This is a genomic window from Burkholderia sp. LS-044 (assembly GCF_004803625.1).
Classification (GTDB): Bacteria; Pseudomonadota; Gammaproteobacteria; order Burkholderiales; family Burkholderiaceae; genus Burkholderia; species Burkholderia cepacia.
Genome location: NZ_SSWO01000004.1, coordinates 485,419 through 511,632, shown reverse-complemented (window position 1 = coordinate 511,632; position 26,214 = coordinate 485,419). Strand labels below are relative to the sequence as shown.

Here is a 26,214-nt window from a genome sequence, read left to right as displayed (position 1 = left end):
GACACTCCTTGTTCAAGGATGGATGCGTACCGGGCCGCACGATACGGCCCGGCCTGGGGACTGCATCACCCCGCGCGGGGCTTCGCGAGCTGATCGGCAACCGGCAGGCTGCGGATGCGCGTGCCGGTCGCCGCGAAGATCGCATTGGTCAGCGCGGGCGCGACGGGCGGCAGGCCCGGCTCGCCCACGCCGCCGAGCGGTGTCGCGAAATCGTCGGGCGCGACGAGATGCACGCGGATTTCACGCGGCGCCTCGTTCATTCTCAGCACCTGGAACCCGTTGAAGTTGCTCTGCTCCGGATGGCCGTCCTTGAACGTGATCTCGCCGTGCAGCGCAATGCCGAGCCCCATCACCACCGCTCCCTCGAGCTGCGAGCGTACGCGCTCCGGATTGACCTGCGGCCCGCAATCGATCGCGATGTCGACCCGCGGCACCGTGATCTTGCCGTCGGCATCGACCTGCACCTCGCACACCGCCGCCGTATACGACACGAAGCTGCGATGCGCGGCGATCCCGAGCCCGTGCCCCTTCGGCAGCTTGCGCCCCCAGCCCGCCTCGCGCGCGACCGTCTCGACCACGCGCCGCAGCCGCCCGGTGTCGACCGGATACAGCGCCGGATCCTCGCCGTAGTTCACGTTCTTCACCGTGATGTGCGGCTCGAAACGCCGCGCGGGCCCGATCAGCTCGAGCAGGAAATCCTTCGGGTCGCGGCCGGCCGCGTGCGCCAGCTCCGACACGAAACTCTGGATTCCGAACGCATGCGGGATGTTGTAGACCGAGCGGAACCAGCCGATCCGCGTGTGCGCCTGCGCGGCCGGGTTCTCGATCCGCACGTTCGGGATCGCGAACGGCAGGTCCGCGATCCCCTGCGCGAGCTCGCCCGGCTGCTCGTGCACGATGCCGGCCCTGAAGGTCGACTGGATCGACGGCGCAACCGTGCGATGCTGCCACGCGACCACTTTCCCCGACGCATCGATCCCGCCGTCGAACGCTTCGAGCGACACGGCATGGAAGTAGTCGTGCGCGAGGTCGTCCTCGCGCGTGAACGTCAGCTTGACGGGCGCGCCGACCGCCTTCGACAGCAGCGCCGCCTCCACCACGTAGTCGGGCTTCGACTTGCGGCCGAAACCGCCGCCGAGCAGCGTCACGTTGACCGTCACGCGCTCGCCCGGCAACCCGAGCGCCTTCGCGACCTCGTCGCGCGTGGTCTGCGGCGCCTGCGTGCAGGTCCACACTTCGCATTGGCCGTCCGCCACGCGCGCGACGGCCGCGGGCGGCTCCATCGTCGCGTGCGCGAGATGCGGGATGTAGTAGGTCGCACGCACGCGTTTCGCCGCGCCGGCCAGCGCCGCCGCCGCGTCGCCGTCGTTGCGGATCACGTCGCCCGGTTGCGCGGCAGCCGCTTCGAGCGTCTTCCGATACGCGGCCGAGTCATAGTTCGCATTGGGCCCGTGCTTCCAGTCGATCTTCAGTTGCGCGCGCGCCTGGATCGCCGTCCACGTGTCGCGCGCGACGACGGCCACGCCGCCGAGCGGCTGGAAGCCGGACGGCAGCGGCGTCGGCGTAAGCGGCACGACCTTGACGACACCCGGCAGCTTCTCCGCCGCCGACGCGTCGAACGACGCCACCGTGTCCCCGTAGGCCGGCGGGCGCGCGACGACCGCGTACAGCATGCCGTCGAGCCGCGTGTCGATCCCGTAGTGCGCACGGCCCGCGACGATGTCGCGTCCGTCGATCAATGCCGTTTGGCCCTTGCCGATATAGCGGAATTCGGCTGGCGCTTTCAGCGGTACGGTTGCCGGATCGGGTACCGGCAACGCGGCCGCTTTCGCCGCCAGTTCGCCGAAGCCGAGCTTGCGTCCGCTCTTCGTGTCGACGACCTCATGCACGGTTGCCTTGACCTGCCGCGCGTCGACGCCCCACGCCGCGGCGGCAGCCTGTTCGAGCATCGTGCGCGCCGCCGCGCCCGCGCGACGCAACGCGGCGAAGCTCTGGCGCAAGCTGCGCGAGCCGTCTGTATTCTGGTTGCCGTAGCGCGGCTCGTCGCCGACGGCCTGTGCGACCTTCACGCGCGCCCAGTCCGCGCCCAGCTCGTCCGCCACCACGAGCGCGACGCTCGTGCGCACCCCCTGCCCCATCTCGGAGCGGATGCAGGTCACGGTGACCGCGCCATCGGGTGCGATCGCGACGAACAGGTGCGGATCGTCTCGCAACCCGTGCGGCATTCCCGCGCCGCCATATCGCGGATCGGCACTGACGGGCGGCTGGCTCGGCACGGCCGCGCGCACGAGCGACGGCACGCCGAACGCGAGCAGCAACCCGCCGGACGCGAAGCCGAGCAGCAGCGCGCGACGGCTTTCGTTATGGACGGAGAGTTCGGGCGCACTCATGCGGCACCTCCGCGGCGCACGGCCAGACGGATCGCCGCGCGTATGCGCGTGTAGGTGCCGCAGCGGCAGATGTTGCCGGACATCGCATCGTCGATGTCGGCGTCGGTCGGATGGGGATTCGTCTTCAGCAACGACGCGGCCTGCATGATCTGCCCGGACTGGCAATAGCCGCACTGCGCGACGTTCAGTTCCTGCCACGCCTGCTGCAGCGGATGGGTCAGATCGGTCGACAGTCCCTCGATCGTCGTCACGCGCTTGCCGGAAGCAGCCGCGACCGGGGTGATGCACGACCGGATCGCGACGCCGTCGACGTGCACGGTGCACGCGCCGCACAGTGCCATCCCGCAGCCGAACTTGGTGCCGGTGTGGCCGAGAACATCGCGCAGATACCAGAGCAACGGCATGTCGGGATTGCCGTCGAAGTGTTGCTCGCTACCGTTGACGGTCAGCGTGATCATCGTTCACCTCCTGGTTGCGATGCCCGCTTCGGGCAGGCATCGGGTGGGGATTCGAACGGCGCGGCGCACATTCCGAACAACCAGGCAGGGCGCCGTGTCGTAGGCCGCGTTGCCTGCAGGCACGGCCCGGCAGATGCTGCAAACGATGCTGCGGCCCGGTTGCCTGCGCAACATGGCAACGATTTCCCGGCCGCTCGCTCGTCCGCATGGATCGCCGATCCGCATTATCGAACCATTTCGGATTTGCCGTCGGATCGGGGGGATTCGGGCGTTTCAGATAATCGGAGCGGGAAATTTGCCCGGAGATGGCGTGCCGCGACCGGTCACGCTTGCCGGAAAGGTGGGCTGGCGATTCAGATTTCGATGTTTCGATGCACGACCGCAGGTGGTTCGCTCTCGTTCTTGCACGGCGACTGGCCACGTTCGCCGGGCGCTGCGGTGCCGCGGTAGCAAAGCCGAACGACCAGACCCGCCCTGTGCAATCAGCGGGCCGAGAAACCGGAAATGATCGATCGCGCAAACGCAAACGTCCGGCCGGCCTCCCGGCCGGACCGGATCATCCCGCGATTGCAACGAGCGGTTCGGACGCTAGCGCGCCGCGATGCTCACCGCGACCTCAACGCCTGCAACCCCAGCGTGAGCGCGTTGAACGGCATTTCCGCCGCCCCCATCGAAAAGCTCGTCGCCTTCGTGGGTACGCCCGAGTTCCGCATCAGCGCGTGAACGATCCGCTCGCTCGCATGACCGTCGCCGTACGGATTGCTCGCGCGCGCCATCTCCCCGTAAGCGCTCTCGCTGTCGAACAGCCGCGACGCTTCCCACACGATCCGCTCCTGATCGGTACCGACGAGCCGCGCGGTACCGGCCTGGATCGCCTCGGGCCGCTCCGTTGTCTCGCGCGTGACGAGCACCGGCTTGCCCAACGCGGGCCCTTCTTCCTGAATGCCGCCCGAATCGGTGATGATGAAATGCGCACGCGACATCAGGAATACGAACGACAGATATTCCTGCGGCTCGATCAGGTAGATGTTCGGCAGGTTACCGAGCCGGGCGCGCGCCGGCTCCCGCACGTTCGGATTCATGTGCAGCGGATAGACGAACTGGGCGTCGGGATAGCGCTTCGCGAGCGCGCACAGCGCATCGCAGAAATTCTGGAACGGCTCGCCGAAACTTTCGCGGCGATGGCCCGTGATCAGCACCATGCGCCGCGACGGCTCGAGAAACGGAAACTGTCCCGCGACCTTCTCCGTCAGCGCCGTCGTGCAATCCAGCATGCGCTTGACCTCGTGCAGCGCATCGATCACGGTATTGCCGGTCAGCACGACCGCCGCGCCCGGCACGCCCTCGCTGAGCAGGTTGTCGCGTGCCTGCCCGGTCGGCGCGAAATGCCACGACGATACCGCGTCGGTCACGCGGCGGTTCAACTCCTCCGGCCACGGCGACCAGATGTCGCCGCTGCGCAAGCCGGCCTCCACATGCCCGACCGGCAAATAGCGGTAGAACGCCGCAAGACTGACCGCGAGCGTGGTCGTCGTATCGCCGTGCACCAGCACGACGTCCGGGCGCAACTCGTCGAAGACGACGCCGATTGCCTGCAGAATGCCGGTCGTCACGTCGGTCAGCGTCTGGCTTTGCCGCATCACGTTGAGATCGTAGTCGGGCTTGATGTCGAAAAGCGTCAGCACCTGATCGAGCATTTCGCGGTGCTGCGCGGTCACGCATACCCTGGCGTCGACACCCGCCTGTGCTTTTAATGCACGCACCAGCGGTGCCATCTTGATGGCCTCCGGCCGAGTCCCGAACACAAGCAAAATCTTTTTCATCGTTATCCTCGTTGACCCATATCGCGCTGAATGACCCTGCTCGTGGCGCGAAGCATGTAATCAGACGGCACCTTCCGTACTCGCACGCGATCGACACGCTGCAGTGTCGCGGAGCGAGCGCGCCGCCCTGTCCACGTGGTCTGCGCCACGCGAATCGTCGTACTACCGGCGTCTCGTTGCACTTGATCAGTCACGTCATGAGTCGTTCCTCGCTTGGCCAGGCGTCACGTCCGTTCGTCACGTCCCCCTCCACTACAGCAATATTCAAACCAGTCGCACTGCGGCCGTGTCCGGTTCACACCGCATGCACCGTGCACACGCGGTGCACGATGAAATGTTTCACAACTGCTACGCGTGCCGCATCGCCGGTCAAGCGCGATACAGGCAAAAATCCGGGCAGTTTCATGGCCCCTTCAGCGGCGTCGTCCGACGAATCGCGGACGCGTGTCGCGCATTCGTTTCGCATCGGATCTCGCGGATCTGTCGAAGCGCGTTGCGTTTACTCGATCCGCCACTTTTGTCTGTGCAGCGGGCGGCGCAATCGGCCGCTCGGCCGCGATCCCGCACGAGGGATTTACCCGACATGCAACGTCGTTCACGTCGCACGAATCGATGCATGCGAAATGTTGCGAATGTGTAACGCTGATCCGAAACGGGGCGGATACATCGACGCGCGGCCAATGCAGCGCATGCGCCTGCATGAATCGCATCGGCACCCCGGCCGATGCGCACACAACGAACGACACCGCGCGCATCACCGCGCAAAGTCACGCTGCCGGCGCGGCACACGTTCGACAGACAATTCGCTGGACCCATCGAACGTGCGGGCTGCAATCCCGGTCGCGCGCGGGCAATCGGCCTGCACGCGGGCTGATTCTTCGATGAATCAAAATCCGCCGCCGCCGTCCGCGCCACGCCCCCGGCCTCCGCCCCTGCTCCTTGCTGCGCGCGGCATCGCGGCCGATGGCTCACGCCTTGCTTAATGACAGTCAGGTGTACCTCGAAGCACGCGCCGGACAGCGGACGAACGGGGACGCCCAAGCAACGAAGCCGGGAGGAAACGCGACGCGTCCGCCGGGAGCGAAAAACAAGCGCTCCTGCGCACCGCGCGTGCCGACGTGTCCTGTTGCAATACGCGATCCGCGGGCCAGGTTCAGGCTCCGATGCAGGGAACTGCCTCGTGGACGCGTATCCCGGTATGAGCCTCGGGTTCACCCGCATCACCGTGAACCGAGCCGCAACGTCGACACGCTCGCCAGGCGCGACGCGGCCAACGCCGCGCCCGGCGACGATTGCACAGGACCCCGCGCAGGAGCCCAAGACATGAAACGGCCCGCGCTTTCCCCGACCGCACGCTCGCGCGTCGCGGCCACCATCGCGCTGTGCCGCCTGTGGCACGTCGCCTGCTGTCTCGCCGCGTGCGGCTTCGCACTGCACGCAAGCGCCGCCGAGCTCCGGCTCGAAGGGCTGTACCAGCGCACCGACGGTGCGATCACCGTGCGCCTGAACGGCGTCGGCATCGATCCGTATTTCGCGGCAAAAGCGCTGCTCGCCGCGTCCGACGCGCAACTCGACGCCCGTCAGGCCGCACTCGCGTGGATCGCATGGTTGCTGCCGCGCCAGCGCCCGGATGGCGGTTTCGATCGCTACTGCGTGAAGGACGGCCGCTACCGCTCATGTGCCGAAGCGGAAACCGACGACGCGATGACGGCGACCTGGATCGAATTGCTCGCCCGCTTCGCGCCGCCCGGCGGCTTGCCCGCCGCGTGGGAACTCAGCCTGAACCGCGCCGCCATGCATCTGGAGACGCTGCTCGACAAGCCCTCCGGCGTGTATCAGATCTCGTCTTCACTGCACGTCGCGCTGCTGATGGACAACGTCGAGGTACACAGCGCGTTCCAGGCACTCGCGGCGTACTACGTCCGGCGCGCCGACTACACGCATGCGGGCCCGTGGAGCCTGCGCGCCGACCAGCTTGCCTCCGCGATCCTGAAGGTGTTCTGGCGCGGCACGGCATCCGGTTTTCGCGCCAGCACGCAGCAGGTCAGCGATGCGAGTTTTTACCCGGCGAAGATCGCGCAGATCCTCCCGCTCCTGTCCGGTATTCAGGTTCCCGAACAATCCGGCGAGGTGATCTATGCACGGTGGATCCGGAAGTACGGCAGGAGCTGGCCGCAACTTGCCAACACCGACTACCCGTGGAGCCTGATCGCGCTGGTCGCGGTCAAGATGAACGATTGGAGCACGGTTGCCTGCTGGCAAGCGCGATCGGGGCCATACCGGCACGGCGCGCACTGGAACGTATTGGAAGAGTCGCTTTATCTGGCATTCGAAAGCCGGATGGCCGATCCCGTCATCCCCGCTCGATGCGGGCTCACGACGGCGGCGGCAACGGCAACCGCATCGCGCTGACGCAACGGCGCGTGCGGTCCATGATCACTAAACGGGAAGGAGGCGTGTCATGTGTGGCATCGTCGGCGCAGTCGCGCAACGGGACATCGTCCCGATTCTGATTGAAGGTTTGCGTCGCCTCGAATATCGCGGCTACGATTCATGCGGCGTGGCGACGGTCGTCGACGGCCAGGCGCGCCGCGAGCGCAGTGTGTCGCGCGTCGCCGATCTCGACGCGCACGTGCGCACCGCCGGCCTGACCGGCAGCACCGGCATCGCGCACACGCGCTGGGCGACGCACGGCGCGCCGGCCACCTGCAACGCGCATCCGATCTTCTCGCGCGACGAAATCGCGCTCGTGCACAACGGCATCATCGAGAACCACGAAACGTTGCGCAAGCAACTTTCCGACGCGCACTACGAATTCGACGGCCAGACCGACACCGAGGTCGTCGCACACCTGATCCACAGCAAGTATCGCGGCGACCTGCTCGCCGCCGTGCGCGCGGCAACGTCGCAACTTCACGGTGCCTACGCGATCGCGGTGTTCAGCAAGCACGAGCCGCAGCGGCTGATCGGCGCACGGGTCGGCTCGCCGCTCGTCGTCGGCGTGACGGATGGCGAATGCTTTCTTGCGTCCGACGCACTCGCGCTCGCCGGCATCACCGACCGCTTCATCTTTCTCGAGGAAGGCGACATCGTCGAGTTGACGCCGGGCGGCGTGCGCGTACTCGATCGCGGCGGCGCGCCGGTCGAGCGCGCGGTACAGACCATTTCGTCCGCGCAGGCCGCGGTCGAGCTCGGGCCGTACCGGCATTTCATGCAGAAAGAGATATTCGAGCAACCGCAGGCCGTAGCCGCGACCATCCCGGATGCCGGGCTGTTCGATCCGGCCGTATTCGGCCCCGACGCCGCGCGCGCGTTCGAGCAGATCGACAACGTGCTGATTCTCGCGTGCGGCACGAGCCACTATTCCGGCCTGACCGCGCGCCGCTGGCTCGAAACGATCGCGCGCGTGCCCGCCCAGGTCGAGATCGCGAGTGAATACCGTTACAGCGACGCGCTCGCAACGCCGAATACGCTGGTGGTGAGCGTGTCGCAATCCGGCGAGACCGCCGACACGCTCGCCGCGCTGAAGTATGCGCAGGCGCTCGGCCATATCGATACGCTGGCGATCTGCAACGTGCCGACCAGCGCGATGATGCGTCAGGCAGGCCTGCGCTTCCTGACGCGGGCCGGCCCGGAAATCGGCGTCGCGTCGACCAAGGCGTTCACGACGCAGCTCGTCGCGCTGTTCATTCTCGCCGTCACGCTCGGGCGGCTGCGCGGCTACGTCGACGATGCACAGCTCGCGCGCTACACGATGCAATTGCGGCGGCTGCCCGGCGCGCTCGAGGACGTACTTGGGCTCGAGCCGCAGATCGAGCGCTGGGCGGGGGAATTCTCGCAGCATGAAAATGCGCTGTTCCTCGGACGCGGGCTGCACTACCCGATCGCGCTCGAAGGTGCGTTGAAGCTGAAGGAGATTTCGTACATCCATGCGGAGGCGTATCCCGCGGGTGAGCTCAAGCACGGGCCGCTCGCGCTCGTGACGCACACGATGCCCGTCGCGACGATCGCGCCGAACGATGCGCTGCTCGAGAAGCTGAAGTCGAACATGCAGGAAGTGCGGGCGCGCGGCGGGCAGCTTTACGTGTTCGCCGACGCAGATACGCGGATCGACAACAGCGAAGGCGTGTCGGTGTTGCGGATGCCGGATTACTACGGGTTGTTGTCGCCGATCCTGCACGTCGTACCGCTGCAGTTGCTCGCGTATCACGCGGCGTGTCTGCGTGGGGCGGATATCGACAAGCCGAGGAATCTGGCGAAATCGGTTACGGTGGAGTGAGGGGGTAGCCCGGGCGGACTGGTGAAGGTCTTCAGGTGCTGAGACTGGCCCGCCCTACACGACTCGAACGTGTGACCTACGGCTTAGAAGGCCGTTGCTCTATCCAGCTGAGCTAAGGGCGGTCGGGGAGAAAAGACACGGCCTGCACGAGCCGCATCTGACGCAAGACTTCGAGCACCGGCAAAACCGGCAAACCACAAACCGGACTCGAAGCCCCGAAACAAAACGGGCCCGGCATGAAGCCGAGCCCGAAATTATACCCGATCATCGCGTCACATCATGCGAGACCGGTCAACGCAGCCTCAGACCGGCTGCGGATGCAGCATGAACCAGCCGAGGCAGAACACACCGGCGATCACGCAATACACGCCGAACGAAGCCAGCCGGCCACGCCCTTCGAAATAGCGCATCAGGAACCGCACGCTCAGGTACGCGGCGATCGCCGTCAGCACGCCGCCGAGCAGCGCATCGGCGAGCTGGTCGCGCGCATGGAACAGCTTCGGCAGTTCGAGCACGCCCGCCGCGAAGATGATCGGCGTACCGAGCAGGAACGAGAATTCCGCGGCCTTCTCCGCCGTCAGGCCCGCTGCATTGCCGGCGATCATCGTCAGCCCGCTGCGCGAGAAGCCCGGAATCAGCGCGCCGATCTGCGCGAGACCCACGAAGAACGCCTGCTTGAACGTCATCTTTTCGGGCGCCTGATGCGCGCGGCTACGCTGGATGCGATCGCCGAGCCACAGCAGCACGCCGTTCACGATCAGCGCGATCGCGACGATCCGCAGGTCGTGGAACACGCGTTCGATGCGCTTCTCGAGGAGCAGCCCGACGATGCCGGTCGGGATCGTACCGATGATGAGCGCCCACATCAGGTGACCGTCGTCGTTCTTGCGGCCGCCGAGCTGCGCGAAGAAGCCGCCGATCAGCGCGATCCAGCGCGCGCGGAAGTACCACAGCAGCGCCAGCGCGGTGCCGAGGTGCAGCGCAACGAGGAACGGCAGCAGTTGCGGTGCGTGCTTGTCGATGTGCATGCCGAACAGCGCCGGCACGAGCAGCGTATGGCCAAGGCTGCTGACGGGAAAGAGTTCGGTGACGCCCTGCAGGACGCTCAGGAATACCAGAAACCAGAGACTCACGCGTCGGTCCTTTTAATGAAGATTGAGCGGGAAGAGAAGCGGACGACGCGATGCGCGTCCGAAAAAACGCGCCCCGATTATGCCGAGCCCGGATTACTGCGCCAAGGCATTTGGCGGGATATTGCGGCAATGCACACAAACGCTTGCAACTTGTAAGCGCCCGGAAAGCAAAAAGCCCGCCATTTGCATGGCGGGCCTTTCGATTTCGGCAGGAATTGCCGTCAGCGGCCGAGCTGATAGAAAAATAATACCGTGCTGCCCGTGAACATGCCGAACAGTGCGAGTCCCATTGCCATTGCCAGATCCATGGCCCCCTCCACGAAGTGTCATGACCCGGCAACCTCACCGGTTTAGAGGCATTATCCCGACCGTTGACGGTCTTAAAAACTCGCGATTTCCCGAGAAGGGTTTTCCCCAAGCCGCCGCGGCCCGATAATGGGCGCGCCGTTCCCGTTCACCCGCACAACCCGATTCGCCATGCCGACCTTCCAGCAACACGACATTCACGAACTTCACGCCGGCCCGTCGCTCGTCCGGGTCGCTCCGCAATTCGGCGGCCGCCTGCTGTCATGGGATGTCGACGGCGAACCGGTCATCTTCTGGCCGGAAACGGCCGACTGGAGCAACCTCGCGCGCGTGCGCGGCGGCAACCCGCTGCTGTTCCCGTTCCTCGGCCGTCACCGCGTCGACGGCGAGCTCGGCCGCTGGCGCGACGCCGCCGGCGTGGTACGCGACCTGCCGATGCACGGCTTCGCGCGCGACCTGCCGTTCGCCGCGCAACCGTCGGCCGACGGCGCCGCGTTGTCGATGACGCTCGACGCGACCGACGCACTGCGCGCGAGCTACCCGTTCGATTTCCGGTTCGAAACGACCTACCGGCTGGCCGACGCGCACACGCTCGAAGTCGCGCTGACGACGACCAATCGCGGCGACACGCCGCTGCCCTACTACGCCGGTCACCATTTCTATTTCGCGCTGCCGCACGGCGAACGCGCGGAAACCACGCTAGAACTGCCGCCCACGCATCGCTGCGCGCAGCAGCCGGACGGTTCGATCAGCCCGCCCGAGCCGGGCGAAGCGCGCTATCGCCTCGACAACCAAGAGATTCTCGACCGCTTCCACTGCCTCGACGGCGTGCCGGCCACGCCGGTGCGCATCGTGATGCCGGGCCGGCGCCGCACGATCGAGATCGCGCTCGACGTGCCGGGCTCGATCCCGTGGTACGCGGTCACGACCTGGACCGAAAAGCCGGATTCCGACTTCTATTGCGTCGAACCGTGGCTCGGCCTGCCGGATGCAATCCACAACGGCCTCGGGCTGCGCATGCTCGCGCCGGGCGCGACCGAAACGGCCACGCTGCGGATTCGCGTCCTCCCGCTCGCCGGCTGAAACGTGGGCCGAGACGCCGGCCACGCGGGCTGAGACGCCGGCCGAACCGGCGTCCGACGGCCCCCGGCAACGGCACAAACTGCGGTGCGCGGGTCGAACCCGTTAAAATCGGACGTTTTGTATTGCCTGCCGCGTCACGAGCGGCAGGGTCTTGCGAGGTTCAATGTTCGGAACAACAACGAAGCGACTCTTCGCAGCCGCCTGCGCCGCCCTGCTCGTCGCGTGCGGCTCCGCGCCCGTCGGCCCCGGGTTCTATCGCGTCGAACGCGGCGATACGCTCTACAAGATCGCGCGCGACAACCGCACGTCGGTATCGAACATCGTGCGCTGGAACCAGATGACGAACCCCGATGCGATCGAAGTCGGCCAGGTGCTGCGCGTCGCGCCGCCGCCCGGCACGACCACCGCATCGACGCCGTCGACCACCGGCACCGGCAGTGCCGGCCGGGCCCGCCCCGCGCCTTCCGCACCGGTTGAATCGGCCGTCAAGCCGGCCACGAGCATCGCGCTGATCTGGCCTGCGGCCGGCAACGTGGTCCGCACGTTCGACGGCTCGAAATCGAAGGGGATCGACATCGCGAACTCGCCGGGTACACCGGTGGTCGCGGCCGCGCCGGGTGTGGTGGTCTACGCGGGTAACGGGCTGCGCGGCTACGGCAACCTGATCATCCTCAAGCACAACGCCGACTACCTGACCGCCTACGCGCACAACCGTGCGCTGCTGGTGAAGGAAGGCCAGTCGGTCACGCAGGGGCAATCGATCGCCGAGATGGGCAACAGCGACAGCGATCGCGTCGCGCTGCATTTCGAATTGCGCTACGGCGGCCGGTCGATCGACCCGTCACGCTACCTGCCGGCGCGTTGAGCGCCCGACGGACGACACGCGACGCCGGCACGCATCGCGTGCCGTCGCGGTGAAAATCGGGAAAGGTGATGTCAGCGCTTGCGCAGACGTCCGGTGAAACGGCCGGACAACGGATCGACGCGACAAGCGAACGCTACCAGCACGCCGATTCCGATCAGGCTGAACCCCGCAGCTATCAGAAGCAAATCCATGGTCACACACTGATTTTTAAGTGATCTTATGCGTCATTGCGGAATCGTGCACTGAGCCGCAGCAATTGGACGAGTGCGAGGATTCCCTACCCTCAGGCGTCATTGTGGATTCCCCTGCGTGAAACCCTGATGTAAGCCGTTCGCCTGACACCACGCCGCCACCCAGGAGACACTGCGATGCTGCCCGCCACCGACCGCTACGACGACCTGCTCTCCCGCTTCGCGTGGGACGTTCCGGCCCGCTACAACATCGGCGTGGACGTCTGCGACAAATGGGCGGACGGCAGCGGACGCCTCGCGCTGATCCACGAAACGGCGCAAGGCGACGTGTCCCGCATCACGTTCGACGACCTGAGGAATGCCTCTAACCGGCTCGCGAACAGCTTCGTGCGCGCCGGCCTGCGGCGCGGCGACCGCATCGGCATCTTTCTCGCGCAGGGCCCCGAAACGGCCATCGCGCACCTCGCCGCGTACAAGCTCGGCGCCATCGCGGTGCCGCTCTTCACGTTGTTCGGCGTCGATGCGCTCGAATACCGGCTCGCGAACAGCGAGGCGGCCGCGCTCGTTACCGACGCGGCCGGCTACGCGAAAATCGCATCGCTGCGCGCGCAGCTGCCGGCACTGCACACCATCTATTGCATCGGCGACGATGCGCCCGACGCTCCCGGCGTGCTGCGCTACGACGCGGCGCTCGCCGCCGAGACGCCCGACTTCGTGCCGGCCGATACGGCCGCCGACGATCCGGCGCTCATCATCTATACGTCCGGCACGACGGGCAAGCCGAAAGGCGCGCTGCACGCGCATCGCGTGCTACCTGGCCACCTGCCGGGCGTCGAGATGTCGCAGCAGTGCTTCCCGCGCGACGCGCGCCTGTTCTGGACACCCGCCGACTGGGCATGGATCGGCGGCCTGCTCGACGTGCTGCTGCCATCATGGCATCACGGCGTGCCCGTGCTCGCCCGTCGCTTCGAGAAATTCGACGGCGACGCCGCGTTCGCGCTGATGGCCCGGCACGGCGTCACCCACGCGTTCCTGCCGCCCACCGCGCTGAAGCTGATGCGCACCGTCCCGGCACCGCGCGAACGCTACGCGCTGTCGCTGAAATCGGTCGCGAGCGGCGGGGAGACGCTCGGCACCGAACTGACGGCTTGGGGACGCGACGCGCTCGGCGTGACGATCAACGAGTTCTACGGGCAAACCGAGTGCAACATGGTGCTGTCGTCGTGCGCGGCGCTGTTCGATGCGCAGCCCGGCGCAATCGGCAAGGCGGTGCCCGGCCATGCGGTCGCGATCGTCGACGCGGACGGCACGCCGCTGCCGCCCGGCGTCGAAGGGCGCATCGCGGTGCGCCGCCCCGATCCGGTGATGTTCCTCGAGTACTGGCGCAACGCCGACGCGACCCGCGACAAGTTCGCGGGCGACTACCTGCTCACCGGCGATACAGGCATGATCGACGCCGACGGTTTCGTCCGCTTCGTCGGCCGCGACGACGACGTGATCACGAGCGCCGGCTACCGGATCGGCCCGGGCCCGATCGAGGACTGCCTGCTCACGCATCCGGCGGTGCGGATGGCGGCCGTCGTCGGCGTGCCCGACGCGACGCGTACCGAGATCGTCAAGGCGTTCGTCGTGCTGAATCCCGGTCACGCCGGCGACGATGCGCTCGTGCAGGCACTGCAGGCCCACGTGCGCACGCGCCTCGCCGCCTACGAGTATCCGCGCGCGATCGCGTTCGTCGACAGCCTGCCGATGACCGCGACCGGCAAGATCGTGCGCCGCGCGCTGCGCGACGCGTAAGCGGGCCGCCACCCGCGCCGCCCGCCCGGCCGGATGGTTTATAGTGGCGCCACCACGCAGTCTTTCCAAGAAAACGATGTCCTCTGATCACCACGCCGCCGCGGGCGCGTCGCACAGCCCCCTCTACGCCAAACTCCTCGGCGAAACCGCCAAGATCGACTGGTGCGATCTCGAACGCTTCTTCGCGCAGGGCAAGCTGCTGTCCGTTGCGCGCGACCTCGATCTCGTCAGCGTCGCGGAAGCGGTTGCCGCCGACGACGCCGAACAGGTCACGCGCTGGCTGTCCGCGGGTCTCGTCGCGCGCATGCCGGCCGAAACCGCCGCCGATTACGCGGCGCGCAACCCGGAGCTGTGGGCAGTCGTCGTCTCGCCGTGGGTGTGCGTGCAGGAACGCGCCTGACGCGTCCGCCATGTCCGAATCCGCGTTACCGCACGGGGCCGGCACGGGCTCGGCCACCGTCACGCACCGGCGCGTCCTCGCGCTCGCGTTTCCGATCGTCCTGGCGAACCTGACCCAGCCGATCCTCGGCGCCGTCGACACGGCCGTCGCCGGCCACCTCGACGGCGCGCAGTATCTCGGCGGCGTCGCGCTCGGCGGGCTGTTCTTCAATTTCGTGTTCTGGGGATTCGGTTTCCTGCGAATGGGGACGACCGGTCTCGTCGCGCAGGCGCACGGTGCCGGCGACGCCGCCGGGATCCGCCTGAACGTGCTGCGCGCGTTGATCGTCGCGTTCGCGCTCGGCGCCGCGGTGCTGGCGCTGCAGGTGCCGCTGCTGTCGTTTGCGCTGTCGGCGCTCGGCGGCAGCGATGCCGTCCGCGCGACGGCGCTGTCCTACAGCCACGCGCGGATCTGGAGCGCACCGTTCGCGCTCGCGAACTACGTCGTGCTCGGCTACCTGCTCGGGGTGCAGCGCGTGCGGCTCGCGCTCGTCGCGCAGGTGTTCATCAATGCGGTCAACATCGGCGCCGTCCTGCTCTACGTGTATGGCTTCGGCTGGGGCATTGCCGGCATCGGCGCCGCGACGGCCACGGCAGACGCATGCGGCTTCGCGCTCGGTGCATGGATGCTGTGGCGGCTACGGCCGCGCGGCCTTGCGCCGATCGCGGTACGTGCACTCGCCGACCGCGTCGCACTCAAGCGGCTGATCGCGCTCAATCGCGACATCTTCCTGCGCACGCTGTGCCTGCTCGGCGCATTCGGCTGGTTCGCGCACCTCGGTGCGAAACAGGGCGATGCGACGCTTGCGGCAAACGCGCTGCTGCTGAATTTCCAGACGTTCATGGCGTACGGCCTCGACGGCTTCGCGCATGCGGCCGAGGCACTCGTCGGCGCGGCGGCCGGCGCACGCAACCGCAGTGCCTTCCGGCAGGCCGTGCGCGTCACCCTGCTCTGGTCGGCGCTCGGCGCGCTGCTGTTCGCGCTGGTGTACTGGGCCGCTGGCGGCTGGATCGTCGCGCGCCTGACCGACCAGGCCGAGATCCGCGAGGTTGCGCTGCGCTACCTGCCGTGGGCCGCGATTTCACCGATCGTGTCGGTCTGGGGCTTCCTGCTCGACGGCGTCTTCATCGGTGCGACGCAGACACAATCGCTGATGCGCGCAATGGTCGCGTCGCTCTCGATCTTCGTTGTCGCCGCACTCGCCGCGGTCGGCACCTTCGGCAATCACGGCCTCTGGTTCGCGCTGCTGCTGTTCATGGCCGCGCGCGGCGCGACGCTGGCGCGCTACCTGCCGGGGCTATTGCGGCGCATCGGCACCGATACACCCGCGGCCCGCGCCTGATGGCGCGCCGAACCGGCCCTAAGCGGGTCTGAGCGGCCTTAAACATCCGTTACTGCGCGGGTTTGGGCGGCGGCGCATCGAGCATCGTCGGCGGCGTCATGTCGGTCGGCACGCCGTGATAGTCGGCCGGATCTTCCGGCGGATGGCCGCGACGGGCCTGATGAGGATCGCTGGTACAGGCAGCGAGAAAAGATGCGGCCAGCACGGCCAGCATGAAACGGGTCATCGGGTAAGGCTCCGGAAATCGGCGCGCCCATCGCACGCCGGGACCGCGCCGAGTCTAGCGGAAATCCCGCTTCGGAGTCGCGCCGCGCATGTCCTACTATGTACGCATGGCGCTGTGCCGTGGAAAGGAGGCTGCCATGTCGTCTGAGGAAATTGCCGGCCTGATCGGCCTGTTCATCGGCCTGATGGTGTTCGTCGCCCTGTCGTTCTTCGAGTCGCGCGAATACAAGCGCAGCCATGGCGGCGAAGGGATCATCCATCACTGGATGGCCGAACACCACCTGCTCGACTGGCGGCGCAAGCACTAAGCGCGCCGCTGCCGTCCGGCCCTCCCCCGGGCCGTTCCCGAACGTGCCGTCTCACGGCACGCCGGTGATCGCGTATCGCCGAAATTAACGGGGCCCGATTCACACGCGTCGATCAAATGGACGAACGCCGTCGCGCGGCTCATGCCGCACGACGGCGTTCGCGTGTACGCGCCGGAACCCGCAGGCGGGCGCGACGCGGTTCAGACGGCTCAGCCCAGGAAATGGCGGGCGTAGCGCGCGTTGATGTCGGACAGACGGAACAGCGTCAGGAAATCCGCGCAGTTGAAGTCGGGATCCCAGGCCGGCGCACCGCAGATCTTCGCGCCGAGACGCAGGTAACCCTTGATCAGCGGCGGCGGCGCCACGACGGTGCCCGTCTGCAATTCGTCGACCGGCAGGGCCGTATGCGGGAACGCACGATACTCGGGCGCCGTCAGCGAACCTGCCGACAGCGACTGGTACAGGTTCGCCGCATAGTGACCGCCGTCGGCCATCGACACGCTCGCGCAGCCGAGCATCGTCTCGTAGCCGTTCTGCATCATGTACGTGCCGAGACCGCCCCACAGCGCCATGATGACGGCGCCGCTGCGGTAGTCGCTGTGCACGCACGAGCGGCCGACCTCGACCATCTTGCCGCGCAGGTGCGTGAGGCGCGACAGGTCGAATTCGCCTTCGGCGTACAGGCGGCCGACACGCGCCGCCTGGTGCGGCGGCAGCACGCGATACGTGCCGACGACCTTCAGGGTGTCGAGATCGCGAACCAGCAGGTGGTCGCAGTACGCATCGAACGGATCGACGTCGAGACCGGAGGGGCCGCTGACCTGCGCGCCCATCTCTTCGGCGAACACGCTGTAACGCAGGCGCTGGGCTTCGCGCAATTCGTCTTCCGTACGCGCCCACGCGGCGCGCAGGCGATACTCCGATGTGACGGTTTCAGCAGCGCGCGGCAGGAGGCGCCGCGACGTGTCGAGGGGCAGCGAGGCAAAAGGGAGCGTAGGCGTCGGCAGTTCTCGCATTAGGCTTTCCTGATCGTAAGGAATAGGACGACATGCCCGCCAATGTAGTAATCGGCCGTGACCGTTATGTGGCACGACCGTGTCCTTTCAATGACGTGTCGCCGAATTGACTTTAGCAGAAAGCTTGCGAAACCGTATGACGAAACCCTTCAAAGCGCTTCAGGCGGGCCTCACACCAGGTCGGGCGTCAATACTGCCCGCAGCACGGCCTGCCGGCTGCCGTCGCGCGTGCGGCTCGCGAGCCACACGATTCCGCCCTTCTTGACGCTCCAGCTGTCGTCGCCGCCGGCGATCAGTTGCGCGGCGACGCTGCCGAGCGTCGGCTGGTGGCCGACGATCACGACCGTCGGCGCGATGCCGTCCGGCCAGCCGGCCGCCGCCAGCACGTCGTCGACGCTGCCGCCCGGCGCGAGCGCCTCGACCGTCCGGTACTGGTCGGTCAGCGCCTCGACGGTCTGCACGGTGCGGGCGGCCGGGCTCGCGAGGATCACGGTGTTCGTCTCGAGCCGGCCACGCAGCCACTTGGCCATCGCCTGTGCGTCCTTGCGGCCGCGGACGGTCAACTGCCGCGCGAGATCGCTCGTCGCGTAGTCTTCGGCTTCGGCGTGGCGCCACAGGATCAGGTTCATCATGATGTTCTCCTTGCTTCGGCGAGTGGCCCCGCGCCCATGCGTGCGGGCCGGCCGATTACCGTGCGAATTGTCGCAAATTGCGGCTCGTTCGCCGCCGCGGCATTTACCCGCATATAGGGATTGACCGGATCAGCCATTCAAAGATAGAATCTTTGGCTCGTCGGAGCGTAGCGCAGCCTGGTAGCGCATCTGATTTGGGATCAGAGGGTCGAAGGTTCGAATCCTTTCGCTCCGACCACCGGAATCAAGGGATTACAACACGAAGTGTTGTAATCCCTTTTCCATTTCTGGCCCGTGAAAGATCCCGGGCAACCGCCGCATTTCGCGCCACGTAGTCACTCGATCCGCACGAGATTACGCGTCGCGAGCGGCAATCGATCGGCAGGCGTGCTTTCCGATGGCCGCCCTTTCGATCCGGAATATCGATAAACCAGATACTTCCCGTCCGTCTCGCCGCCTTCGTTGGGGATGATCACCCACATCTCCCGACGCCCCGAATACAGCCACCGCGGAAGCGCCTTCTCCGCGAAATAGATCCGCTCTTCGACATGCGTGATCGGATTCAGCCGGATTGCGACGCCCTTCACGTAAGGCGATCCGTAGTCCAGTACGAAGACGAGGGCCTTGCCGACGCACCTCGACAACGCAATCCTGCCCACGAAATCGGTCTCCGGCATGTCAAGGAACGCACGCCCGGTCTTGTGCCCCCGCCGCACGAACAGCGCATCGCCGTCCAACCCATGCGAGCGGGCGTCGAGCGCAATGCGGCTCCCGTCCGCCAGCGGGCAGGAAAGCACCTGACGCAGGACACCGGCCTCATCGATTCCCGGCGTCGCGCCGAACGTCGCTGTCGCCACCGATAAAAGACCGACGGCGAGCGCTCTCAATCGACCTTTACCGGTCAGTTGCGTCGCGAATCGACTCATTGAGTCGCAGCATCGCGGGTTATCCACTTCGGTACGCTCGCACGAATCACCTTTTCCCAGGGACAAACCGGCGCCTCAACGAGGCCAACTCGAACCCGTAGCGGTACCATTATCAGCGCCCCAATGCCAAACCGGAGTTTCGTCGACCATGCCGACATCCCTGTCGTCCCTGCAACTGCCCGAAGGCCTCGGCACCATCGGGAATCTGGCTGTCGAGTTCGTCGAGGATGAACGGAAAACATACGAGATGTGGATGCTCGAAACGGATCTACCTTTCGACGAAGCCGTGTCGCGGTTGTCAGCCTTCGTCAAGCGCCATTTCGGCGGCGACGAGCGGGCTTCGTCCGCCGACCGCTTCGGCTTCCGCAGCTGGGCGGCCTCCTGGTCCCGCGAGAGACAGGAGATCTCGGCCCAGCTCACCGGCACCAACGACGGCAGCTCGGGTTACCTCCGCAATGCGTACGATGCGTGAATGAACACACTTGCCGCCACCTACACCATCCGGACCTCGCATGACAGCCTCCTCGACTGATCGCCCGGCAAAACCGGCGATGAATATCGCGACCGTCATCGCCATGATCATCGGCGCCGCCGTACTCGCTTTCTGCGTCGTGCAGGCCTACCGGACGATGGTCTTCCTTTCGCACGCCTCTCGTGCACCCGGTGTAGTCGTCAAGTCGAGCGGACACCCGACCATACGCTTCGAAACGGCCCAGGGCCAGCGCATCGAGTTCGTGCAGAACGGCGGCATGGACGGTCCGCCCGGAACTGTCGTGCAAGTCGCGTACGACCCTGCCGCGCCCGCGGAAACAGCCCGGGCCGCCACGTTCCTCGCGATATGGGGCGATGTGCTGTGGGGATTGCCGGCAGGCCTCGGCTTTCTGGTCCTGCCGCTGTTCGGCGCACGGTTCGTGCTCACCGGGCGGTACGGGAACGCGATAAGCCGTTGAGCGGCGACGAACGGATTCATGCGATGTCCGGGCATTCGCGGCAAGTCCGGACGCTTTCGTCATCGATCACGCTTGCAAAGGTCACGAATCGAACGAGGTGGCCGGCCTCGCCGCCGCGACCCGGATACGACACTTCCGGGAACACGCGATAATGCGCGTGGACAACCTGCATCCGCGCATGACAAACAACATTCTCAAGACCGCCCTGTGCGCATCGCTGCTCGCGCTTGCGACCGCCGGCACCGCATCGGCCAAGGCACTCGACGACGCACTCGACTGCCACTCGACCGGGCACAAGTTCGTCGCGCCGCTGCTCGCCGCCGGCGATATCCAGTCGGAGCCGATGCACGTCGAATCGAACTCGGTCAACGCATTCCGCACGAGCCACTCGCTGACCGCATACGGCTTCGGCGTCTACGTCGTGCTCGGCTACCAGGCGAACGACCCGATCTTCCGCACCGGCGACGGCACGCCGATCGGCGACTGGGCCTATGGCGTCGTGGTGCGCGGCACGAAAAGCGCGGTGGAGGAAGCCGTGCGCAAGGCCGGCAGCGACGCGACCGTCAGGCAGGCGTTTCCGTTCCTGACCGCGATCGTCTGCTCGTCGGACTGAGCGGCCGTCAGGACGATCATGCGGCAATCCTGAGGGCGGCAAGCCAGCCTGCCGCCCGTCCCGGCCCCGCTATCGGCCTTTTACGCGCCCGTATACACCACGCGATACGGGATTCCGACCTTCTCCCATTCCGCCGCCTCCTGGCTGAGGCTGTAGTCGGTCAGCGGGTTCTGCTCGACCCACGCGCTCGGCAGGCGCACTTCATACCCGCCCTTCTTCATCTGCGAAACGGAAATGTCGGGCAGCCCCGCGTCGGTTCGGCGCCGGCACAGCAGCGCCGCGAGCCGCAGGCAGAACAGCAGCGGCCACTCGACTTCGCGGGCCTGCGACAGCTTGCCGAGCTTGCCCGCATGACCGAGCACCAGCGCGGCGAGCCGCGCCTGGTCGGTGCGCGAAAAACCCGGCATGTCCGCGTTGCTCGCGATATAGGCCGAATGCTTGTGATACGCGCTGTGCGAGATCGACAGGCCGATCTCGTGCAACGCGGCCGCCCAGCCGAGGAACATCCGCCCTTCCTCGCGCGCTTCGTCGTCGGCTTCCTCGAGTTCGTCGTAGAAACGCCCCGCCAGCGCGCCGATCCGCTCGGCCTGCGCACGATCGACACCGTAGCGGCGCGTAAAGCCCTCGACGGTCACCGCGCGCATGTCCTCGTGCTGCGTCCGGCCGAGCAGGTCGTACAGCACCCCGAGGCGCAGCGCGCCGTCGGTCGTATCGACGTAGTCGACCCCGAGTTCCTCGAACACCGCGAGCATGATCGCGAGGCCGCCCGCGAGCACCGGCACGCGGTCGGGCTTCAGCGCGATCAGCTTCAGCCGGTTGACGTTCTCCGACTTGATCAGCGCACGCTTCAGGCGCTCGAGGCCGCCGCGCGAAATGCCGTGCGTGATGCCCGGATCGTTGAAGCCGTTCGCCTCGACGAGTTCCGCGAGCGCACGCGCGGTGCCGGACGAACCGATCGCCTGGTCCCAGCCGGCCTTCTTGTACTCGCTCGAAATGATCTGGATCTCACGCTTGGCCGCGAGTTCGGCCTGCCGCATCGTGTATTCGTCGACGTTGCCGGCGGGGAAGAAGGCGCGGCTGTGGCTCACGCAGCCGATGTAGAGGCTCTCCATCACGATCGGCGTGTAGTGCGAGCCGATAATGAATTCGGTGGAGCCGCCGCCGATGTCGACGACGAGCCGCTTGCCGGCGCTCGCCGGCACCGAGTGCGCGGCGCCCGCGTAGATCAGGCGCGCTTCTTCGCGGCCTGCAATCACTTCGATCGGAAAACCGAGCGCCGCTTCCGCCTCGCCGAGAAACTCGCCCGCGTTCTTCGCGACGCGCAGCGTGTTGGTGGCCACCGCGCGCACATGATCGGGATGGAAATCGCGCAGGCGCTCGCCGAACCGCTTGAGCGCCTCCCAGCCACGCTCCTGCGACGCGCGATCGAGCATCTTGTCGCTCGACAGGCCCGCGGCCAGCCGGACGGGCTCGCGCAGCGCATCGACGGGATAGATCTGGCTGCCCGCCGGCGTTTCCTCGACGCGTCCGACGATCAGCCGGAAGCTGTTCGAGCCGAGATCCACGGCAGCCAGCAAGTGGGGGGTTGTAACCATCAGAGGGGCTCCGTGCGCGTTCGCCCGCGGCGGCCGGTGCGACAGCCTTGGGCGATCAATCAAAGGCGACATTTTAAGCGTGGAACGCTTGCCGTTGCCACGCTTCACGGGCATGCATACTGCTCGTTTGCATATCGTCGAAACATTTATGGGACGAAACGATTACAGCGTAGAATTTCCCGATATAAATACATCATTGTCATCAGCACGTCATCGTACCGTGAGAGTTTCCGAGCGTCCTTTCGAATCATCGCCCGAATCCCCCCCTACTCTGCCGATGTCCGTCCGTTATCCGCTTCTCAATCGTGAACTCGGCATCCTCGGTTTCAACGAGCGCGTGCTGGCCCAGGCAGCCGATCCGCAAGTCCCGTTGCTCGAGCGCCTGCGCTTCATCTGCATCACCAGCAGCAACCTCGACGAATTTTTCGAAGTCCGCATGGCCGGCCTTCAGGAGCAGATCCGCGACAACCCCGGCGCCCTGACGCCCGACGGCATGTCGTTACAACATGCTTACGATCTCGTGGTCGAGCGCGCGCAGCGGCTCGTCCATCGACAGTACACGATGCTGCACGAAACCGTGCTGCCCGCGCTCGAGCAGGAAGGCATCTACTTCCATGCGAGCGACACGTGGAACGACGAGCAGCTCGAATGGGCGCGGCACTACTTTCTCGACGAGCTGCTGCCCGTGCTGACGCCGATCGGCCTCGATCCCGCCCACCCGTTCCCGCGCGTGCTGAACAAGAGCCTGAACTTCGTCGTCGAGCTCGAAGGCCGCGACGCATTCGGCCGTCAGGCCGTGATGGGCATCGTGCAGGCGCCGCGCGCGCTGCCGCGCGTCGTACGCATGCCGCACGCGCTGTCGGGCTTCGAGCACGGCTTCGTGCTGCTGAGCTCGTTCATGCAGCGCTTCGTCGGCGAACTCTTCCCGCAACTCGTCGTGAAGAGCTGCAACCAGTTCCGTATCACGCGCAACAGCGAACTGTTCGTCGACGAAGACGAGATCACGAACCTGCGCGTCGCGCTGCAGGGCGAACTGCCCGCGCGCCACCTCGGCAACGCGGTGCGCCTCGAGGTGTCGGCCGACACGCCGCCGCACATCGTGCGACGCCTGCTCGACGAAAGCGAGCTCGGCGACAAGGACTGCTATCGCGTGGCCGGATCGGTGAACCTCGTGCGGCTGATGCAGATTCCCGATCTCGTCGACCGCCCCGACCTAAAGTTCACGCCGTTCACCGCATCGACGCCCGCCGCGATCACGAACGCGCCGACGATGTTCGACGCGATCGACAACGGCGACATCCTGCTGCACCACCCGTACGAGAGCTTCCAGCCGGTGCTCGAACTGCTGCAGCAGGCCGCGAAGGACCCGAGCGTCGTCGCGATCAAGCAGACGATCTACCGCACCGGCACCGATTCGCCGCTGATGGACGCGCTGATGGAAGCCGCGCGCAACGGCAAGGAAGTGACCGTCGTCGTCGAACTGCTCGCGCGCTTCGACGAGGAAACCAACATCAACTGGGCGTCGCAGCTCGAGGCCGTCGGCGCGCATGTCGTGTACGGCGTGGTCGGCCACAAGTGCCACGCGAAGATGATGCTGATCGTGCGGCGCGTCGTGCAGGGCGGCAAGGCGTCGCTGCGCCGCTACGTGCACCTCGGCACCGGCAACTACCACCCGCGCACGGCACGCCTCTACACCGACTTCGGGCTGATGACGGCCGACCAGAAGATCTGCGAGGACGTCCATCACGTGTTCCAGCAACTGACCGGCATCGGCGGCGAACTCACGCTGCACGAGCTGTGGCAGTCGCCGTTCACGCTGCATCCGCGCATCATCGACTCGATCCGCGCGGAGATCGACAATGCGCGTGCCGGCAAGCGCGCGCGCGTCGTCGCGAAGATGAACGCGTTGCTGGAACCGACGGTGATCGCCGCGCTGTACGAAGCGTCGCAGGCCGGCGTCAAGGTCGACCTGATCGTGCGCGGCGTCTGCGCGCTGAAGCCCGGCGTGCCGGGGCTGTCGGAAAACATCACCGTGCGCTCGATCGTCGGCCGCTTCCTCGAGCACCACCGGATCTACTATTTCCACGCGAACGGTGCCGAGGATGTCTATCTGTCGAGCGCCGACTGGATGGACCGCAACCTGTTCCGCCGCGTCGAAGTCGCGTTCCCGATCCGCGATCGCAAGCTCAAGCGGCGCGTGCTGGCCGAAGGGCTGTCGGTGTGCCTCGGCGACAACCAGTCGGCATGGCAGATGCACAGCGACGGCCACTACCGCCGGCGCCGCGCCGGCAAGACGATCCGCAACGCGCAACTCGGGCTGCTCGCGAAGTTCTGCTCTTGAACCGGCAACGCGGCGCGAGTTGCGCGCCGCGCACCAGCGTCGCCAACGAAAAAGCGCAGCCCGCGGGCTGCGCTTTTTCGTTGCGGATCCGGCATGCCGCCGCTCGCCGAACGAGCGACGGATGCCGTTACGCGATCATGCCTCGTACGTGGCCGGCCGGATCGCGATGACGCGCGAACCCGGGAACCGCGCGGTGAACGTGCTGCCGCGCCCTTCCTCGCTCTGTACGTACAGGTGTGCGTCGTGCCGCTGCAGCACGTGCTTGACGATCGCGAGCCCGAGCCCCGTGCCGCCCGTGTCGCGCGAACGGCTACGGTCGACGCGATAGAAGCGCTCGGTGAGCCGCGGCAGGTCGGCGGCCGGAATCCCGAAGCCGCTGTCCGTGACGGAAAACACGCCTTGCGCGCCTTCGCGCCGCCACGTCACGACGATCTTCCCGCCGTCCGGCGTATAGCGGATCGCGTTCGTGACGAGATTCGCGAATGCGCTGAACAGTTCCGTCTGCGCGCCGGTGACGCCGAGCGTCTCGTCGATCGAGAACGCGATGTCGTGATGCCCGTTCGACAGCGTCTGCGCGTCCTCCTTCAGGTGGTCGAACACGGCGCGCATGTCGATCGCGCGATCGACCGGCGGCTTGCTTTCGCCCTCCAGCTTCGCGAGCACCAGCAAGTCGGTCACGATGTGCCGCATCCGCGACGCCTGCTGCTCCATCATCTCGAGATAGCGCGCGCGGTCTTCCTCGTTCAGCGGCAGCTCGCGCATCGTCTCGAGAAAGCCCGACAGCACGGTGAGCGGCGTCTTCAGTTCGTGCGACACGTTCGCGACGAAGTCGCGCCGCATCGCGTCGGTCCGCTCGAGCTCGGTGATGTCCTGCGTGAGCAGCAGCTTGCGGTTCTCGCCGTACGGAAACACCTGCACTTCCAGCACGTTCTGCCGCGAGTCGCCCATGCCACGCATCACGAGCGTCTCGTCGTAATGCTGCGCGTTCAGGTAGCGGACGAAATCGGGATGGCGTACCAGGTTGGTGATGTGCTGGCGCAGGTCGCGCTTCGCATCCAGGCCGAAATGGACCTCGGCGATCGCGTTGCACCACTCGATCTGGTCGTGATCGTCGAGCATCGCGACGCCGTTCGGCGACGCCTGGATCGCCTGGATGAAGCGCGAATGCTGCTGCTCGACCTGCCGCACCTGCGCATGCCACTGCTTCGCGAGCTTGTGCAGACGATAGTAGATCTCGCCCCAGATGCCCGGCGCGCTCGGCACTTCACCGTAGACCGGCGCATCGAGCAGCCGCCACAGACGCTGCGTGTGAAAGGTACTGAAAAAGCCCTGCGCGACCAGCATCACGACGACGAACACGAGGCCCGCGGTCGGGCCGGCGAACACGCCGACCAATACGCCGATCAGCACGAGCAGCACGAGCGACACCAGAAAGCGCGCCCAGATGATGTTCATGATTCAGCGCCCGAAAGAATGAACGGCATGCCGTGGCACACGGCAGG

The 26,214-nt window shown here is 66.5% G+C and carries 22 protein-coding genes and 2 tRNA genes; 13 read left to right on the top strand and 11 right to left on the bottom strand.

The genetic code is table 11. The features are described 5' to 3' along the window. Positions 1 to 65 precede the first annotated feature (65 nt). From E9536_RS13835 to wecB, 3 genes are all read right to left on the bottom strand, one after another. Positions 66 to 2,390 carry a xanthine dehydrogenase family protein molybdopterin-binding subunit gene (locus E9536_RS13835; RefSeq protein WP_136469984.1) on the bottom strand — a complete coding sequence of 775 codons (2,325 nt, stop codon included), beginning with the start codon at positions 2,388 to 2,390 and terminating at the stop codon, positions 66 to 68. Beyond that, on the bottom strand, positions 2,387 to 2,848 hold the full coding sequence (locus tag E9536_RS13830; RefSeq protein WP_021157241.1) for a (2Fe-2S)-binding protein: 462 nt from the start codon (positions 2,846 to 2,848) through the stop codon (positions 2,387 to 2,389). Before E9536_RS13830 ends, E9536_RS13835 begins: the two co-directional genes overlap by 4 nt. A 605-nt stretch (positions 2,849 to 3,453) precedes the next feature. Next, positions 3,454 to 4,671 (bottom strand): UDP-N-acetylglucosamine 2-epimerase (non-hydrolyzing), encoded by a 1,218-nt coding sequence (gene wecB / locus E9536_RS13825; protein WP_059695625.1) that lies wholly within the window; start codon positions 4,669 to 4,671, stop codon positions 3,454 to 3,456. Between the two features lie 1,323 nt (positions 4,672 to 5,994). On the opposite strand from wecB, the gene E9536_RS13820 reads away from it, so the two are divergent. After that, positions 5,995 to 7,083: a hypothetical protein gene (locus E9536_RS13820; RefSeq protein ID WP_124535621.1), complete on the top strand. Its 1,089-nt coding sequence runs from the start codon at positions 5,995 to 5,997 to the stop codon at positions 7,081 to 7,083. Between the two features lie 49 nt (positions 7,084 to 7,132). Further along, the gene (gene glmS, locus E9536_RS13815; protein WP_059695619.1) at positions 7,133 to 8,950 is read left to right on the top strand and encodes a glutamine--fructose-6-phosphate transaminase (isomerizing); all 1,818 of its coding nucleotides are present in this window, start codon (positions 7,133 to 7,135) and stop codon (positions 8,948 to 8,950) included. A gap of 45 nt (positions 8,951 to 8,995) precedes the next feature. On the opposite strand, the gene E9536_RS13810 is transcribed toward glmS, so the two are convergent. Together E9536_RS13810 and E9536_RS13805 are read right to left on the bottom strand one after the other, a co-directional pair. Continuing rightward, positions 8,996 to 9,072: transfer RNA gene (locus E9536_RS13810), tRNA-Arg, on the bottom strand. A 180-nt stretch (positions 9,073 to 9,252) separates the two neighbouring features. Further along, positions 9,253 to 10,083 carry an undecaprenyl-diphosphate phosphatase gene (locus tag E9536_RS13805; protein WP_021157259.1) on the bottom strand — a complete coding sequence of 277 codons (831 nt, stop codon included), beginning with the start codon at positions 10,081 to 10,083 and terminating at the stop codon, positions 9,253 to 9,255. Positions 10,084 to 10,560: 477 nt separating this feature from the next. Here E9536_RS13805 and E9536_RS13800 point away from each other — a divergent pair, with 477 nt between their 5' ends. The 5 genes from E9536_RS13800 (at position 10,561) to E9536_RS13780 (ending at position 16,106) form a co-directional block, all read left to right on the top strand. Beyond that, positions 10,561 to 11,472 (top strand): aldose epimerase, encoded by a 912-nt coding sequence (locus tag E9536_RS13800; protein WP_136469983.1) that lies wholly within the window; start codon positions 10,561 to 10,563, stop codon positions 11,470 to 11,472. Positions 11,473 to 11,635: 163 nt separating this feature from the next. Continuing rightward, entirely contained in the window at positions 11,636 to 12,337 is a 702-nt protein-coding gene (locus E9536_RS13795; protein ID WP_027787858.1) for a peptidoglycan DD-metalloendopeptidase family protein, read from the top strand. Between the two features lie 368 nt (positions 12,338 to 12,705). Beyond that, positions 12,706 to 14,325, top strand: coding sequence for an acyl-CoA synthetase (locus E9536_RS13790; RefSeq protein WP_136469982.1), 1,620 nt, complete (start codon positions 12,706 to 12,708; stop codon positions 14,323 to 14,325). A gap of 76 nt (positions 14,326 to 14,401) precedes the next feature. Beyond that, the gene (locus tag E9536_RS13785; protein WP_059695605.1) at positions 14,402 to 14,725 is read left to right on the top strand and encodes a DUF2288 domain-containing protein; all 324 of its coding nucleotides are present in this window, start codon (positions 14,402 to 14,404) and stop codon (positions 14,723 to 14,725) included. Positions 14,726 to 14,735: 10 nt separating this feature from the next. Then, the gene (locus E9536_RS13780; RefSeq protein WP_136469981.1) at positions 14,736 to 16,106 is read left to right on the top strand and encodes an MATE family efflux transporter; all 1,371 of its coding nucleotides are present in this window, start codon (positions 14,736 to 14,738) and stop codon (positions 16,104 to 16,106) included. A gap of 49 nt (positions 16,107 to 16,155) precedes the next feature. Here E9536_RS13780 and E9536_RS41410 read toward each other — a convergent pair whose 3' ends face one another. Further along, positions 16,156 to 16,332, bottom strand: coding sequence for a hypothetical protein (locus E9536_RS41410; RefSeq protein WP_091922310.1), 177 nt, complete (start codon positions 16,330 to 16,332; stop codon positions 16,156 to 16,158). Positions 16,333 to 16,468: 136 nt separating this feature from the next. On the opposite strand from E9536_RS41410, the gene E9536_RS41405 reads away from it, so the two are divergent. After that, positions 16,469 to 16,639, top strand: a complete 171-nt coding sequence (locus E9536_RS41405) for a hypothetical protein (RefSeq protein WP_162922944.1) — start codon at positions 16,469 to 16,471, stop codon at positions 16,637 to 16,639. Positions 16,640 to 16,848: 209 nt separating this feature from the next. Here E9536_RS41405 and E9536_RS13775 read toward each other — a convergent pair whose 3' ends face one another. Together E9536_RS13775 and sixA are read right to left on the bottom strand one after the other, a co-directional pair. Next, positions 16,849 to 17,655, bottom strand: a complete 807-nt coding sequence (locus E9536_RS13775; RefSeq protein ID WP_021157266.1) for a GNAT family N-acyltransferase — start codon at positions 17,653 to 17,655, stop codon at positions 16,849 to 16,851. A gap of 170 nt (positions 17,656 to 17,825) precedes the next feature. Then, positions 17,826 to 18,287, bottom strand: a complete 462-nt coding sequence (gene sixA / locus E9536_RS13770; RefSeq protein WP_027787862.1) for a phosphohistidine phosphatase SixA — start codon at positions 18,285 to 18,287, stop codon at positions 17,826 to 17,828. A 161-nt stretch (positions 18,288 to 18,448) separates the two neighbouring features. Here sixA and E9536_RS13765 point away from each other — a divergent pair. Beyond that, a tRNA-Pro gene (locus E9536_RS13765) sits at positions 18,449 to 18,525 on the top strand. Positions 18,526 to 18,622: 97 nt separating this feature from the next. On the opposite strand, the gene E9536_RS13760 is transcribed toward E9536_RS13765, so the two are convergent. After that, positions 18,623 to 19,213 (bottom strand): hypothetical protein, encoded by a 591-nt coding sequence (locus E9536_RS13760; protein WP_247873437.1) that lies wholly within the window; start codon positions 19,211 to 19,213, stop codon positions 18,623 to 18,625. 148 nt (positions 19,214 to 19,361) lie between these two features. On the opposite strand from E9536_RS13760, the gene E9536_RS13755 reads away from it, so the two are divergent. From E9536_RS13755 to E9536_RS13745, 3 genes are all read left to right on the top strand, one after another. Next, positions 19,362 to 19,685 (top strand): hypothetical protein, encoded by a 324-nt coding sequence (locus tag E9536_RS13755; protein ID WP_124815585.1) that lies wholly within the window; start codon positions 19,362 to 19,364, stop codon positions 19,683 to 19,685. Positions 19,686 to 19,725: 40 nt separating this feature from the next. Beyond that, entirely contained in the window at positions 19,726 to 20,163 is a 438-nt protein-coding gene (locus E9536_RS13750; RefSeq protein WP_081078976.1) for a DUF3592 domain-containing protein, read from the top strand. 178 nt (positions 20,164 to 20,341) lie between these two features. Next, entirely contained in the window at positions 20,342 to 20,776 is a 435-nt protein-coding gene (locus tag E9536_RS13745) for a hypothetical protein (protein ID WP_027787865.1), read from the top strand. Positions 20,777 to 20,856: 80 nt separating this feature from the next. Here E9536_RS13745 and ppx read toward each other — a convergent pair whose 3' ends face one another. Continuing rightward, positions 20,857 to 22,371 (bottom strand): exopolyphosphatase, encoded by a 1,515-nt coding sequence (gene ppx / locus E9536_RS13740; RefSeq protein WP_027787866.1) that lies wholly within the window; start codon positions 22,369 to 22,371, stop codon positions 20,857 to 20,859. 277 nt (positions 22,372 to 22,648) lie between these two features. On the opposite strand from ppx, the gene ppk1 reads away from it, so the two are divergent. Beyond that, positions 22,649 to 24,712 (top strand): polyphosphate kinase 1, encoded by a 2,064-nt coding sequence (gene ppk1 / locus E9536_RS13735; protein WP_027787867.1) that lies wholly within the window; start codon positions 22,649 to 22,651, stop codon positions 24,710 to 24,712. 135 nt (positions 24,713 to 24,847) lie between these two features. Here ppk1 and phoR read toward each other — a convergent pair whose 3' ends face one another. Next, positions 24,848 to 26,167 carry a phosphate regulon sensor histidine kinase PhoR gene (gene phoR, locus E9536_RS13730; RefSeq protein ID WP_027787868.1) on the bottom strand — a complete coding sequence of 440 codons (1,320 nt, stop codon included), beginning with the start codon at positions 26,165 to 26,167 and terminating at the stop codon, positions 24,848 to 24,850. Positions 26,168 to 26,214: the final 47 nt, after the last annotated feature.

Excerpts from the sequence above, each read along its gene's own strand:
- E9536_RS13795 (WP_027787858.1), top strand. The coding sequence starts at position 11,636 with ATGTTCGGAACAACAACGAAGCGACTCTTCGCAGCCGCCTGCGCCGCC.
- E9536_RS13785 (WP_059695605.1), top strand. The coding sequence starts at position 14,402 with ATGTCCTCTGATCACCACGCCGCCGCGGGCGCGTCGCACAGCCCCCTC.
- E9536_RS13800 (WP_136469983.1), top strand. The coding sequence starts at position 10,561 with ATGCCGACCTTCCAGCAACACGACATTCACGAACTTCACGCCGGCCCG.
- E9536_RS13755 (WP_124815585.1), top strand. The coding sequence starts at position 19,362 with ATGCCGACATCCCTGTCGTCCCTGCAACTGCCCGAAGGCCTCGGCACC.
- ppx (WP_027787866.1), bottom strand. The coding sequence starts at position 22,371 with ATGGTTACAACCCCCCACTTGCTGGCTGCCGTGGATCTCGGCTCGAAC.
- E9536_RS13820 (WP_124535621.1), top strand. The coding sequence starts at position 5,995 with ATGAAACGGCCCGCGCTTTCCCCGACCGCACGCTCGCGCGTCGCGGCC.
- wecB (WP_059695625.1), bottom strand. The coding sequence starts at position 4,671 with ATGAAAAAGATTTTGCTTGTGTTCGGGACTCGGCCGGAGGCCATCAAG.
- E9536_RS41410 (WP_091922310.1), bottom strand. The coding sequence starts at position 16,332 with ATGACCCGTTTCATGCTGGCCGTGCTGGCCGCATCTTTTCTCGCTGCC.
- ppk1 (WP_027787867.1), top strand. The coding sequence starts at position 22,649 with ATGTCCGTCCGTTATCCGCTTCTCAATCGTGAACTCGGCATCCTCGGT.
- E9536_RS13830 (WP_021157241.1), bottom strand. The coding sequence starts at position 2,848 with ATGATCACGCTGACCGTCAACGGTAGCGAGCAACACTTCGACGGCAAT.
- E9536_RS41405 (WP_162922944.1), top strand. The coding sequence starts at position 16,469 with ATGTCGTCTGAGGAAATTGCCGGCCTGATCGGCCTGTTCATCGGCCTG.
- E9536_RS13790 (WP_136469982.1), top strand. The coding sequence starts at position 12,706 with ATGCTGCCCGCCACCGACCGCTACGACGACCTGCTCTCCCGCTTCGCG.
- E9536_RS13750 (WP_081078976.1), top strand. The coding sequence starts at position 19,726 with ATGACAGCCTCCTCGACTGATCGCCCGGCAAAACCGGCGATGAATATC.
- E9536_RS13835 (WP_136469984.1), bottom strand. The coding sequence starts at position 2,390 with ATGAGTGCGCCCGAACTCTCCGTCCATAACGAAAGCCGTCGCGCGCTG.
- E9536_RS13760 (WP_247873437.1), bottom strand. The coding sequence starts at position 19,213 with ATGAGTCGATTCGCGACGCAACTGACCGGTAAAGGTCGATTGAGAGCG.
- E9536_RS13780 (WP_136469981.1), top strand. The coding sequence starts at position 14,736 with ATGTCCGAATCCGCGTTACCGCACGGGGCCGGCACGGGCTCGGCCACC.
- glmS (WP_059695619.1), top strand. The coding sequence starts at position 7,133 with ATGTGTGGCATCGTCGGCGCAGTCGCGCAACGGGACATCGTCCCGATT.
- E9536_RS13775 (WP_021157266.1), bottom strand. The coding sequence starts at position 17,655 with ATGCGAGAACTGCCGACGCCTACGCTCCCTTTTGCCTCGCTGCCCCTC.
- E9536_RS13745 (WP_027787865.1), top strand. The coding sequence starts at position 20,342 with ATGACAAACAACATTCTCAAGACCGCCCTGTGCGCATCGCTGCTCGCG.
- phoR (WP_027787868.1), bottom strand. The coding sequence starts at position 26,167 with ATGAACATCATCTGGGCGCGCTTTCTGGTGTCGCTCGTGCTGCTCGTG.
- sixA (WP_027787862.1), bottom strand. The coding sequence starts at position 18,287 with ATGATGAACCTGATCCTGTGGCGCCACGCCGAAGCCGAAGACTACGCG.